The organism is Thiohalobacter thiocyanaticus, from assembly GCF_002356355.1.
GTDB classification, from domain to species: Bacteria; Pseudomonadota; Gammaproteobacteria; order Thiohalobacterales; family Thiohalobacteraceae; genus Thiohalobacter; species Thiohalobacter thiocyanaticus_A.
The window spans coordinates 2,022,205-2,034,347 of record NZ_AP018052.1; the positions used below are offsets into that span (position 1 = coordinate 2,022,205).

Sequence of the window (12,143 nt, forward strand, 5' to 3'; positions counted from 1 at the left end):
TCCGGCCGCCGGCATCGGCTGAAGCACGTCCAGGCCACGGTCTCCACCGTGGCCTGTTTTTTTGGAGAGAGAACCGCATGGAAATGTGGATGAAGATCGCGGTGGCGGCCCTGCTCGGGGTGATGGTCTGGAGGCTGTGGCCGGCGGCCAATCACTGGCTCAAACACGGCCCGCGCGGCAGCAGTCAGGACTGGCAGGCGGCACTGCTGCCGATCCTGGCAGTGGTGGCCTTTATCGTGCTGCTGATCCTGATGGTGCGGGGTTAGACCGCCGTGGCACTGGTGACCTCGAAATCCTCGAAGCTGTTCTTCAGCCAGCGGTAGGCCGTGTGCCGCGCCCAGCGGGTCAAGGCCTCATCGTTGTCGCGTTTCTGGAACACCCCCACCACCAGACCGATTTTGACGGTGTCCGGCGTATAGTGTTCGACCAGTTCGTTGTAGGCATTGAGCTGGGTCGGGCGCACCCCGGGCATGGTGAAGGCCACGGTCTGCACCGACAGGAAATTAAGGCTGGCGAAGATGGGCCGCAGCTTGCGGTGGATCTCCTCGCGCACCAGATTGGCGACGAACCAGCTGGTGTGCGAGACGGCCTCGAGCAGTTCCGGATCCAGACCGCCGTTGTTCTCGAAGAAATCCAGTGCCGGGTAATAGCCCAGTTCGTGTTCGCGCGCATAGGCCACCACCTGATCGGCCAGTTCGGTACCGATCACGTAGGGCGAGGACGGCAGGTGACGCTCGAACACATGTTCCGGCAACCGGACCCTTATGTTGAGCGCGATCTTGTTGAGTTGGATGGACACGGCGCTCAGCGCTTGCCCCGCAGCACCTGGAGATGGTCGAACAGGGGCGTGGTGACGGGTTCGATCTTGCGCCGCATCACGCTGCCGATGGCATCGGTGCGGGCGAAGATGGGCGCGACCAGCCGTTCGCCGACCCCGGCGAACACGCACAATGCCTGGACGGCATCGGCATGCTCAGGCACAGCTTCCAGCAGTTCGGCCAGCGGCGCATCCCCGCTGGCGGCCGGGTCCCGTCTGCGGGTTTCGGCCTGCATCAGCACGGCATCGATCTCGCACAGACGTTCGCCCGGCGCGGCCACCGGGCTGAAATAGTCCTTCAGCGCCTCGAACAACTCCACCACCACGTCCTGATTGTTGGGCTTGCGCAGCACGGTCTCGACCGTGCGCAGATAGGCCTGTCCGGCCGGGCTGTAGATCCGGTCCAGCAGCCGCGCGGCCGGGTTGCCCTGCTCCAGCAGCAAGGCCAGCGCGGGCCGCAGCGCCTCCAGGGCCGGATGCGGGGGCTGCTCCGCAGGCAGCGCATCCGGAACAGTCTGCAGAAAACCGACATAGTAGGTGTTCTTGTGGCGGGCACGCTCCCAGATCCGACTGCGGGCTTCGTCATCGATCAGCCCCGGCTGCAGGATCAGGCGCACGCTCTCGATCATGTCCTGGGGATTCTCCTCGAACGGCAGGAACTCGATCAGGAACGCGGCCAGTTCCCGCCCCAGATCGCTGGCGGCCACGCAGTCGCGGGCCAGCATCTTGCGGGCATTGTCGGCGCTGGGCATGGCCCACCAGGCCCGTCGGGCCAGGTCCTCGGTCAGGCCCCGGGCGTGGACCACGGCCACCACGGCCTCCGGCTCCCCCAGCATCAGCAGCTTGTCGAGGTTGTTGTCACGGGTCTGGCCCATGCGGGTCCAGCGTTTGAGATAGACCGGATAGCCGCCCGGCGAGCCCAGCACCTGGGTCGACAGCAACTCCTTGACCTGCTTGACGTACGATTCATCCCGACAGTTCGGATTGAGTCTGACCGCCGTCTCCCCCTGGGGCGAGAGGCCGTAGACAGTCATGGAGGATTCGTCGATGCGGACCGCCTCCAACTCGTTGGCCAGCATGACATTGAGGCGCAGGGCGTCTACCGAAGAAAGTTCCATTTTATATACAGCTGATTATAAGCATATCTTAATGTTGAACAGCAGGATTTTGGCCGCGCTCAGACGGCGTCGTCAAACCCGGCCAGTTTATAGAGCCGCCGGGCCTCTTCAAGATCCTGCTCCACCCCGTTGCCCTGCTCGTACATCATGGCCAGGGTCGTCAGCGAGCCCGCCATGCCCTGATCAGCGGCCATCTGGAACCATCTGGCCGCTTCCTCACCGTTTTTCTCGACACATTCGCCTTCGAGGTACATGAACCCCAGGCCGTGTTGCGCCAGGGCGTGGCCCTGCTCGGCGGCGGCGCGCATCCATTTATAGGCCAGTTCGTCATTGCGGGTCATGCCCAGGCCATTCTGATAAATGATCGCCAGCCGGTGCTGGGCCTCGGCGTTGCCCTGCTGGGCGAAAGGGCTCAGCATCTGTGCGGCGCGGGCAAAGTGCTTGGCCTCGAACGCCGCCATGGCGCTGCTGAAATCGACGTCGTCTTCGAATGACATGGTGCCTCCAGAGGGTGCTCTCATTCAGTGCAAACGAATAGTTTACCAAAATAATAAGGATTTAGAAAAGATGCGCCGCCTCTGCCTGAGGCTTGATTTTCCGGTAAATTCGCTCCTGCCGGCCCCGGCCGAGGCATCCCTCTATGGGGATATACGTCGCGCCCTGACTTGTCTGTATACTCCCCCACCCTGAAGTACTAGGGCCTGCTCTATGCTGGCGCGCCGATCCTGAATCCTCTGCAACCGCACGATTCCCTGGCGTCGGCTGCGGATGCGGTCCGGCAGACGCTCGCTTCGGGCACTGCGCCGACGCATTTTGACGCGGCAATCCGTTACCCCATCAGGGATGACGACTGTCGCAAAATAGTGGAAAATACACGGCTAACCGAGATCGAGATCAGTTCGAAGATCAGAGAAGGAGAAGCAAGCATGAACCCGCATCAGGCATACTATGACGCAGTGACCAAGATGGAAGAGGCTGGCGTCGACAGCGAATTCATCCAGGGCTGGCAGAGTGGCTACTGGCTGAACCCGGAGCGCGAAGAGCAGCGCATCACCGACGCCTACAAGGCCGGCTATGAGAAGGGCAAGGAAAAGGATCCGACCGGCTTCGAGGCGTGGGTCAAGAAGTAAGCCCCGCTCCAGCCCGACCCGAGACCCGCGATCACTGCCTCCACCCGGCAGTGATCGTGGGTTTTTTTATGGTTCGAAGTCCTGCACTGAAGAATGATTATTCGGATTAATTACATTGACTTGAATATCATTTTGAATGTCACGCCTCATTCAGGACCCAGCCGTCCGCTGTTGACCCGCCCGTTGCGGATAAGGTGTAGTTGATTACAAACAGAGCAGTTTCATTACAACAATAAAATCCTGGAGGGGAACTCATGTCAGATTCAGCAGCGCGTCTGATGCGGACGCTGATGTTGCTGTGTGCGTTCGGATCACCGGCCACCTTTGCCGCCGCCCCTCCCGCTCCCCCGGCCTCTCCTGATAGCCGGGGCTACGTTGTTCGGTTTCAGCCGGATGTCCTGCCCGACCGGGCGGCACGGCAACTCGAACAGGTCATCGGGGCCAGGCCGAGATACCTCTACCACCACGCCCTCCAGGGCATGGGCATCGACCTGCCCGCCGCCGCTGCTGAACGCCTGCGGCACCATCCCCTGGTTGCCGATGTGGAACAGGCGCGCAGCTTCGAGCTGCATGCCCAGCAGCTGCCCACGGGGATCGACCGCATCAACGCCGAACTTCATCCCGGCGCGGGCATCGACGGCAGCGAGTCCCTGGTGGATGTCGACATCGCCATTATCGACACCGGCGTGGAACTGAATCACCCCGACCTCAATGTCTACCAGTATGCCTACTGCTATCAGAAGACCCCGCGCTCGGGCACCTGCAATACGGGCGACAGCCGCGCCAATGATGTGCAGGGCCACGGCACCCATGTCGCCGGCATCGCCGCGGCCCGCGACAATGGTATCGGCGTGGTCGGGGTCGCGCCGGGCGCGCGCATCTGGGCCCTGAATGTCTTCGGCACCGATCCCGGTGCAGGCACGGGGCTGCTGGAAATCATCGCCGCCCTGGACTACGTGATTGCCAACGCCGCCCAGATCGAGGTTGTGAACATGAGCCTCGGCTTCACCCATGACGGCACCGGCAGCCGCAACTTCAATGAGGCCATCGACAACACCCTCGCTGCCGGCATAACCGTGGTGACCTCTGCCGGCAACGATGCCATCGATGTCATGTACACCAGCCCCGCCGATCATCCGGGCGTCATCACGGTGTCCGCCCTGGCCGATGGCGACGGACGGATCGGCGCCCGGGGAAGCCTGGGCTTCACCTACGCGACCGCCGATGGCAAATGCACTGAAAAGCAGGACGATTCCTTCGCCTGCTTCAGTAATTACGGCACCGGCGTGGACATCATGGCCCCCGGGGTGGAAATCCATTCCACCTATCTCGATGACGACTATGAGTATCTGCATGGCACCAGCATGGCCAGCCCGCATGTGGCCGGCGCCGCGGCCCTGTACCTCGCAGCCAATCCCGGCGCCGGCCCGGCCGACGTCAAGGCGGCCCTGATCGCCATGGGCGATCCCGCACCCTGCGGGGCTTCCCTGTCGCTGTGCGGGGATGATCCCGACGGGATTCAGGAACCGCTGGTCCTGCTCGCCCCGCATCCCGACACGGATGCCGACACGGTGCTGGATGACCTGGACAACTGTCCGGACGTCCATAATCCGGACCAGGCGGACAGGGATGGCGACGGCATCGGTGATGTCTGTGACAGCGACGGCGACGGCATCGACAACGGAAGCGACAATTGCCCGGACACGGCCAATGCCGACCAACGGGACCAGGATGGAGATGGGATCGGTGATGCCTGCGACAACTGCATCCTGCACGCCAATGCACCACAGCGGGATACGGACGGGGACGGCTACGGCAATCGCTGCGATGCGGATTTCAACAACGATGGCGCAGTGAACTTCTCGGATCTGGCCTATCTGAAATCAGCGTTCTTCAGCACCGACCCGCACGCGGACCTCAACGGTGACGGGGCCGTGAATTTCGCTGATCTGGCAATTCTGAAATCATTCTTCTTCAGCACCCCCGGTCCCAGCGCACTCGATCCATGAGCGTTCGGAATTATTTACACTTTCTCCACTGCCCCTTGCTCACCCATAGCACGTGGCCTGATTTTATCTTATGGATTTTCAGCGTATTAGGGGATTCTCGGGCTGAACACAACTGAACAAACCGCGCATGAGACGTCGAGATTCTTTTCATTCAGAGTAACCAAACTCAGTTTGATATTGCAGCCTCATGATAATAAAGCATCTTTTTTATCTGGCGTGATGCTTGCTATAGAACTTGCCAGAATAAAACTGAAGGGTAATCCAATGAAACTTTCTGCCAAAACATCCATTCGGTTTCTGTCCATGCTGGCAGCCCTGTTCACTGCAACGGCCAATGCCGCGTCCATCAGCCTGTCTCCCCAGACCACGCAGGCCGCGCCCGGTGACAGCCTGTCGTTTGATCTGCTCATCGATTTCTCGGGCGATCCGACGTTTGGCGGCGCAATTGATTTCTTCTTTGACAACAGCCTGCTGAGTTTCCAGGGATTCACAACCGCCACCACAACCCTCGTACTTGACCCTGCCTATGACCGCTCGCCGGACCCGGTCAGCAGCGGACTGGAAGGACTGGCTTTCGGGAGCGATTCGGGTCTGGAAGCGGGGATTGTAGGAACCCTGACCTTCCAGGCACTTGCGGCAGGCGATACAGCATTGACGATGGCGGTCACGACCGATCCGTTAAAGGGCGGTGATTTCTATTCAGCCGTCACGTACCAACAACAAGCCGTGACTTTCCTCGGTTCCCAGGTCGAGGTTTCCGCCGTCCCCGTCCCCGCCGCCGTCTGGCTGTTCGGCAGTGGTCTGATCGGCCTGGCGGGCATTGCCCGCCGCCGCAGCGCCTGAGGCATCAGCCTCAGGCCGTTTCCTCTCTGGGCAATTCCGGCAGCAGACTGGTGATGGCCCGTTTCATCGTCTTCATGAAAAACGGCACCTCGATGTCGATGACCTGAGTGGTCACCCACTTGCGCTGATGCTCACCCAGCACCCGCGTCACCGCGTCGCCGAAATAGCGTGACATCTGGAAACTCGGTTCGAAGTCGAAGAACCCGAACTCGGCATAGCCGTCCATGCGGTCATTGAGCAGTTCGATGAAGGGGGCGCGATAGTCGCCCGCGCCGCCGAGGTCGCGGCCGTTGTCCTGCACATAGTCGGCCAGTTTCTTCGCCAGGGCATTGATGAAGATCGCCCGCTCTTCCTCGTCCATCTTGTTGTAGACGATCCGGTCCACCGCATGCAGCAGGAAGGCCAGGTATTCCTCGATCACCGTCAGGCGCTGCATCTGGGTGTCGGTCTGGAAACCCTCGTTCTCCAGATTCAGCAGCGACTGCATGCACATCCGCCACAGGGTAAAGCTCAGCGCACTGGCCGTTTCCTCGATGGTGCGCTGCTTGTCCTGGTTGTTCCAACGGGTCTTGATACGCACGGAATAATTCCCCTGATTTACTGATTTATTTCAATAGGGTGAGCCATCTTATTGAAGCGAATTCCAGCCTGGATTGGCTTTGCATCCGCCCCGGCCCATGCTAGGATGCCAATAGTATACCATTTTACTCGGGATTTCACGGCAATCCGCCTCTGAGTGCCCTACTCTTGTTGGCGGAGGTCCCGTTGCAGAGGATGTTGAAATGCAGGACGAGTGGCGCAGCCTGAGAGACTCGGTACAGCACAACTGTCACATTTCCGATGCCGCGCACGCCGGAGACTACACCCTGTGCGTCTACCTGATGAAGATGCGTGAATTCTACCGCTGGGAGATGGGCTATGCCTACGCCGATTCCCTGCCCCATGAAGAGGTCGGCGACTGGCTGCGGGCGCGGGAACAGTTGTGGGAAGATCTCGAGGAGAGTGATTTCGTCCACCTTCCGGTCGGGGATCAGGCCATCGACCCGCTGGAGGCCGAGACGGTCAACACCCGACTGCTCCCCGAAGGACTGGTCTATTCGGCCGGTTACGGCCAGCGGGCCAAACCGCATTTTTTCCTCGGCCGGCTGGACCGGCACGAAGACACGGAAGAATACCGGCTGATCGTCGCCGGCGAGGAATTCGCCCGCGATCTCACTTCGCCCCCGGCCATGTCCCTGAACGGCACCATCTTCATCCGCCGCCAGGCCCTGCGCCAGATGATCTGGGAGAAGATGGAGGAATGGCGCTGGAACCGGCTGGACAATCCCATGGGCCGGGCCATCCGCTGCTACGACTTCGACACCGACCCCGACGGCGCCCTGGACGCCATGGCTGAGGGTCAGATCGATACCCTCATCCTGCACGAGATCGGCGAGGTCCAGTGCGGCCGCGAACTGGGCCCGGAGTGGGAGGAGATGCTGGCCAGCTTCCCGCGCTCCAAGGCCGAGATCCAGGCGCGCGCTGTGCGCGACAACCTGGCAGATGCCCTGTCCACCCTGCCCCGGCTGCTGGACAAGGCGGATTCGGCCAGCCTGCATTTCTACTTCGCCACCCTGACCAACATGCGCAAGAGCCTCATGCCCAGCCTGGTCGAGGCCTATCAGACCTGGCACCGGGAGGGCAACGATTCGGTGTTGAAACAGATCATCCAGCGCAGTCAGTCACACTGGCAGCGGGTGGCCGAGACCGTATTGGATGACTTCCGCCGCCACGGCCGCGATTCCATGCAGCGCATTCCCGACTTGATCGAGACCAACGCGCTGTAAGAGAATTGCCTCCTTTCCATTCCCGGTCGATTCAATGATGTCCCATGACAGCCCGCAGCGTGCGCCGCTGCGCACCCTCACCGAAATCCAGCCCAATTCCTTCATCTTCGAGCAGCCCAATGCCCTGCCCGACTTCATCTGCCAGGACATCATCCAGCGCTTCGAAGCGCATCAGGAGGAGCAGTACAGGGGCCGCATCGGCCAGACGGCGAACGAGGACGCCGGGGTGAAGAAGACCACCGACCTGGTGGTCAGCGGCAAGCCGCACTGGAAGGACGTGGACAACAATCTGTTCCGATCGCTGGGCATTGCCCTGCGCGAGTTCCGCGAGGCCTTTCCCTACTTCAAAGGCCCGTTCAAGGACATGGGCTACGGCATCCAGCGCTATGTGCCGGGCGAGTACTATCACTGGCACATCGACGGCGGCAGTCACGAGTTCAGTCAGCGCCAGCTGGTCGCCCTGTGGTATCTCAACGACGTGCCCGGACCCGGCGGCGAGACCGAGTTCCTGTTCCAGCAGGTCAAGGTGCGCCCCGAACAGGGCAAGCTGATCCTGTTCCCCCCTTTCTGGACCCACGAACACCGCGCCGTGGAACTGCATGAAGGCGTCAAATACATCGCCACCACCTGGGTGGTATTCGCCTGAGTGTCCCCCGACTTTCGTGTGAGCCGTCCCGTCAGCGACGCCGACTTCGAGCGCTATTTCGCCCTGCGCTGGCAGCTGCTGCGTGCACCCTGGGAGCAGCCGCGCGGCAGCGAGCGGGATGAGTTCGAAGACGTCGCCTTCCATCTGCAGGTGCAGGACCGCAGCGGCCGTCTGATCGGTATCGGGCGCCTGCACTGTATCGATGACACGCGGGGTCAGATCCGTTACATGGCCGTGGTCGATGCCTGGCGCGGCCGCGGCGTCGGCACGGCCCTGCTGCAGGCGCTCGAACAGCAGGCGCGGGACTGGGATCTGGGCGAAATCCGGCTGCATGCACGGCAGGCCGCGGTCGACTTCTATACCCATCACGGCTATGCAGTGGTCGCGCCCTCGCACACCCTGTTCGGCAGCATCCCGCACTTTCTCATGCGCAAACCGCTGCCATGACCCCGTTCGAACTGACCCTGCTCGTTCTGCTCGCCTTTGCCGGCAGCTTCATCCAGGCCCTGACCGGCTTTGCCCTGGGCCTGATCGTCATGGGCCTGGCCAGTCTGCTGGGACTGGCCTCCATTCCCTTTCTGGCCGCGGTGGTGAGCATGATCTCGATGGCCAACGGTGCCTGGGTCCTGGGCCGGCATCCCCGTGCCATCGACTGGCCGCAGCTGGGCTGGATGACCCTGGGGCTGGCACCCATGATCGCGCTGGGCATGGCCCTGCTGGCCTGGATGAACACGGCCACGCCGGTGCTGCTGCAGCAATTGCTGGGGGCGGTGATCCTGGCCGCGGCGCTGGTGCTGTTCTTCCGCCCGCATCCCCTGCCCCGCCCCTCGGGGGCGGCGGCCGGGCTGATCAGCGGCGCCGCCGGCGGGCTGCTGGGCGGTCTGTTCAGCACGGCGGGACCGCCGATCGTGTTCCACATCTACCGCCAGCCCTGGGACATGGCGCGCATCCGCTCGACCCTGCTGGCGATCTTCTTCCTCAGTACGCTGCTGCGCCTCATCGTGCAGATCCTGCGCGGCGAATTCGAGCCGGCCATGCTGGAGGCCGCGGCCTGGTGCCTGTTTCCGGTGCTGCTGGCCGCCCAGTTCGGTGCCCGTCTGACCCGGCATGTCCCCATTGTCCAGATGCGCCGGCTGGCGTTTGCCCTGCTGGCGATCTCCGGGCTCGGGCTGCTGCTGGTACGCGGCTGAGGCGCGCCCGTTTCACTCACTGATACGGTCACGCCCCGCGTGCTTGGCGCGGTAAAGCGCGGCATCCACGGCATTGAGCAGTTGGTCCCGGCCCTGCCCCGGCGCCAGGGCGGTCAGGCCGATGGACACAGTCACCCCGGGCAACGAACGGCCCTGGAAGTCCAGCACCGGATACTCGCGCACCGCCTGGCGCAACTGCTCGGCAATCCCGTGGGCAGCGGCGATATCGACCCCCGGGAACAGCGCGACGAACTCCTCGCCGCCGAAGCGGGCCGTGGTGTCGGCCACCCGCAGCCCACTCCGGATCGCCTGGGCCACGGCTTGCAGCGCACAGTCGCCCGCCAGGTGGCCGTGGGTATCGTTGTAGTGCTTGAAGTGATCCACATCGAGCATCAGGATTGACAACGCCTCGCCGCTGATACTGCAGCGCTGGATCTGCCGATCCAGCATCTCGCACAGCCAGCGCCGGTTGTGCATGCCGGTAAGCGGGTCCACCCGGGCATCGTGCTCGAAGGCACGCTGCATGCGCAGGCTCTCCAGGATCACCTCGTTGTCGTAGCGCAGCCGGCTGGACAGGGTGCGCATGAGGTTGCGCGCCACTACCGGAGCCATGCCGATCAGTTCCCACAGGGTAGCGGATTCGATCACCAGCAATTTGCAGTCGCTATCCGCCACCACCCGGGCCGAGGGCTGACCGCCATCGATCACGGACATCTCCCCGACGCACTGGCCTTCCATCAGGTAGGCCAGCGCCTGGTCTTCCTGGCCGGGATTGCGGACCTGGGCAAAACCGGAAATGATGATATAGACCGCATCGTTGCGGCGGGCCGGATCGAGCAGGGTCTGGCCGGCGAAGACCCGGACGATCTCGCAGCGTTCATTGACCCAGTGCAGCACATTGAGCGGCACCCCCTCGAACAGGGGCATGGTCGCAATCAGGTTGATATTCTTCGTGGTATTTTCTGCCTGCATATCCGGTATCCAGCATGTATCTGATGCTAGTTTGTCAGATTGCACGCAGTATTCTGTGGACCAGGGCACAAATCCCCGGCCGCGAAATGACCGCAAAAGGCAGGCGGGACCGAGGCGGGCGGCGGCCGGGATTTCGGATCAGTCCGGGCAGATGGCGCCCTGCTCGCGGGCCAGGGCATGGATGGCTGCAGCGGCCGGATAACCCGGCGCACCGTTCTGGAGAAAGGCCTGCCATTCGGCGTACAGACCCGCCATTTCGGGGTCGCTGCCCTGGCAGCCCAGTACCGTGATCACCGCCCCGCCGAGCCGCCAGGGGCCTTCGCCACGGATGCCGCCGCGAGCCAGATGAATGGCCCGCGCGGCCGGACGATGCAGATGCCAGAAGGGCTCGAAATACAGGAGGCCCTCGGGATGGGCAAAGCGTTCCACCATGATATGGCGGATGCCGTCGGGGTGACGGATCAGCAGCGGCGCGGTGACCTGCAGCAGTTCGGCCATGGCTCAGGCCAGATCGAAATCATGCTCGGTCATGTCACCTTCGAGATTGAGATGCACGGTTCTGATGCCGGGCATGCGCTTGAGCAGGTAGGCGGACATCATTACGCCAAGACTCTCATTGTGGCTTTCCAGTGCCGTGAGCAGCTTGTCGGCGACGATCTGGCAGCGCATGTAGACATCGGGATTGTCCACCCAGGTGCGGCTCATCTGATAGCCGCGGCTCATGTCCTCGTCCATGCGGCTGAAGAATTCTTCAGCCTCATCGAGCAGATGCTCGGGCACATCGATGGAATAGGTTTGTTCCCCTGCGTGAACATTCAGTATCATGGTCGACCTCTTGTGACTGGAGTCCCTGAACATGTTGTTGACGCTCTCCGGCGTGCTCGCCACCGAACAGCTGCAGCAGATCCGCACCCTGATGGCCGGTGCCCGGTTCCAGGATGGCCGGCTGTCCGCCGGGCGGGAAGCGAACCGGGTGAAACACAACGAAGAGATGGTTCAGGAGCAGGAACTATACACCAGGCTGAATAACATTGTGATGGGCTCCCTCGTGCAGCATGCGGTTTATCAACAGGCCGTACTGCCGCACCGCGTGGCCGCGCCCTTCTATGCGCGCTATGTCCCGGGCATGGATTACGGCGATCACGTCGACGACCCGGTCATGGGACCCATGGGGCAGCGCTACCGCTCGGATGTCTCCACCACTGTCTTTCTGAGCTCACCCGAAGACTATGAAGGCGGCGAACTGGTGATCCGCTCCAGCTTCGGCGAACAGCGGATCAAACTCGCGGCCGGCGATGCGGTCGTCTACCCCTCCTCCAGCACCCATCATGTGGCCCCGGTCAGCGCCGGGGAACGGCTGGTGGCGGTGACCTGGGCCCAGAGCCTGGTCCGGGACCCGGGTCGCCGCGAACTGCTCTACTCTCTGGCCCGGGCGCGCGACCTGCTGCTGGAGAAATCGCCCGACGAGCAGGAGACCACCCTGGTCAGCAACAGTTACACCAATCTGGTACGGATGTGGGCAGAGGTCTGAACCCCGCGGAGCCGGGCAATCCCCGGACATAAAAAAAGCCCCACCAGGTGAGGCTTTTTTC

Annotated in this window: 16 protein-coding genes; 9 read left to right on the plus strand and 7 right to left on the minus strand. The window is 62.4% G+C overall.

Annotated elements, in window-relative coordinates:
- Window positions 1–77 precede the first annotated feature (77 nt).
- Window positions 78–266: a hypothetical protein gene (locus CFK21_RS09360; protein WP_096366408.1), complete on the plus strand. Its 189-nt coding sequence runs from the start codon at window positions 78–80 to the stop codon at window positions 264–266.
- On the opposite strand, the gene CFK21_RS09365 is transcribed toward CFK21_RS09360, so the two are convergent.
- Genes CFK21_RS09365 through CFK21_RS09375 form a run of 3 tightly spaced genes read right to left on the minus strand, consistent with a single transcriptional unit; the run spans window position 263 to window position 2,432 of the window.
- Window positions 263–799, minus strand: a complete 537-nt coding sequence (locus tag CFK21_RS09365; RefSeq protein WP_096366409.1) for a hypothetical protein — start codon at window positions 797–799, stop codon at window positions 263–265. The genes CFK21_RS09360 and CFK21_RS09365 overlap by 4 nt on opposite strands.
- Before the next feature lie 5 nt (window positions 800–804).
- Complete coding sequence (locus CFK21_RS09370) at window positions 805–1,935, minus strand: hypothetical protein (protein WP_096366410.1); 1,131 nt, start codon at window positions 1,933–1,935, stop codon at window positions 805–807.
- Window positions 1,936–1,994: 59 nt separating this feature from the next.
- Window positions 1,995–2,432, minus strand: coding sequence for a tetratricopeptide repeat protein (locus tag CFK21_RS09375; RefSeq protein ID WP_096366411.1), 438 nt, complete (start codon window positions 2,430–2,432; stop codon window positions 1,995–1,997).
- Between the two features lie 429 nt (window positions 2,433–2,861).
- On the opposite strand from CFK21_RS09375, the gene CFK21_RS09380 reads away from it, so the two are divergent.
- The 3 genes from CFK21_RS09380 (at window position 2,862) to CFK21_RS15400 (ending at window position 5,917) form a co-directional block, all read left to right on the plus strand.
- Window positions 2,862–3,065, plus strand: coding sequence for an Alvin_2107 family globule sulfur oxidation protein (locus CFK21_RS09380; RefSeq protein ID WP_096366412.1), 204 nt, complete (start codon window positions 2,862–2,864; stop codon window positions 3,063–3,065).
- A gap of 254 nt (window positions 3,066–3,319) precedes the next feature.
- Complete coding sequence (locus CFK21_RS15650) at window positions 3,320–5,074, plus strand: S8 family serine peptidase (RefSeq protein WP_096366413.1); 1,755 nt, start codon at window positions 3,320–3,322, stop codon at window positions 5,072–5,074.
- 264 nt (window positions 5,075–5,338) lie between these two features.
- Window positions 5,339–5,917, plus strand: coding sequence for a VPLPA-CTERM sorting domain-containing protein (locus CFK21_RS15400; protein WP_231971490.1), 579 nt, complete (start codon window positions 5,339–5,341; stop codon window positions 5,915–5,917).
- Window positions 5,918–5,927: 10 nt separating this feature from the next.
- Here CFK21_RS15400 and CFK21_RS09395 read toward each other — a convergent pair whose 3' ends face one another.
- Entirely contained in the window at window positions 5,928–6,497 is a 570-nt protein-coding gene (locus tag CFK21_RS09395) for a hypothetical protein (protein ID WP_096366415.1), read from the minus strand.
- Window positions 6,498–6,699: 202 nt separating this feature from the next.
- On the opposite strand from CFK21_RS09395, the gene CFK21_RS09400 reads away from it, so the two are divergent.
- From CFK21_RS09400 to CFK21_RS09415, 4 genes are read left to right on the plus strand one after another with little or no spacing between them, the layout of a single operon-like run.
- Window positions 6,700–7,743 carry an Sfum_1244 family protein gene (locus CFK21_RS09400; protein WP_096366416.1) on the plus strand — a complete coding sequence of 348 codons (1,044 nt, stop codon included), beginning with the start codon at window positions 6,700–6,702 and terminating at the stop codon, window positions 7,741–7,743.
- Between the two features lie 34 nt (window positions 7,744–7,777).
- Window positions 7,778–8,389 (plus strand): 2OG-Fe(II) oxygenase, encoded by a 612-nt coding sequence (locus CFK21_RS09405; protein ID WP_096366417.1) that lies wholly within the window; start codon window positions 7,778–7,780, stop codon window positions 8,387–8,389.
- Between the two features lie 18 nt (window positions 8,390–8,407).
- Entirely contained in the window at window positions 8,408–8,836 is a 429-nt protein-coding gene (locus CFK21_RS09410) for a GNAT family N-acetyltransferase (RefSeq protein WP_157745589.1), read from the plus strand.
- Window positions 8,833–9,579: a sulfite exporter TauE/SafE family protein gene (locus tag CFK21_RS09415; RefSeq protein ID WP_096366419.1), complete on the plus strand. Its 747-nt coding sequence runs from the start codon at window positions 8,833–8,835 to the stop codon at window positions 9,577–9,579. The genes CFK21_RS09410 and CFK21_RS09415 overlap by 4 nt, the downstream gene beginning before the upstream one ends.
- A gap of 12 nt (window positions 9,580–9,591) precedes the next feature.
- Here CFK21_RS09415 and CFK21_RS09420 read toward each other — a convergent pair whose 3' ends face one another.
- The 3 genes from CFK21_RS09420 to CFK21_RS09430 form a co-directional block, all read right to left on the minus strand.
- Window positions 9,592–10,551 carry a GGDEF domain-containing protein gene (locus CFK21_RS09420; protein ID WP_096366420.1) on the minus strand — a complete coding sequence of 320 codons (960 nt, stop codon included), beginning with the start codon at window positions 10,549–10,551 and terminating at the stop codon, window positions 9,592–9,594.
- 138 nt (window positions 10,552–10,689) lie between these two features.
- Window positions 10,690–11,049: a hypothetical protein gene (locus CFK21_RS09425; protein ID WP_096366421.1), complete on the minus strand. Its 360-nt coding sequence runs from the start codon at window positions 11,047–11,049 to the stop codon at window positions 10,690–10,692.
- A gap of 3 nt (window positions 11,050–11,052) precedes the next feature.
- Window positions 11,053–11,376, minus strand: coding sequence for a hypothetical protein (locus CFK21_RS09430; protein WP_096366422.1), 324 nt, complete (start codon window positions 11,374–11,376; stop codon window positions 11,053–11,055).
- 31 nt (window positions 11,377–11,407) lie between these two features.
- Between CFK21_RS09430 and CFK21_RS09435 the strand changes: the two genes are divergently transcribed.
- Window positions 11,408–12,082 (plus strand): Fe2+-dependent dioxygenase, encoded by a 675-nt coding sequence (locus CFK21_RS09435; protein WP_096366423.1) that lies wholly within the window; start codon window positions 11,408–11,410, stop codon window positions 12,080–12,082.
- Window positions 12,083–12,143: the final 61 nt, after the last annotated feature.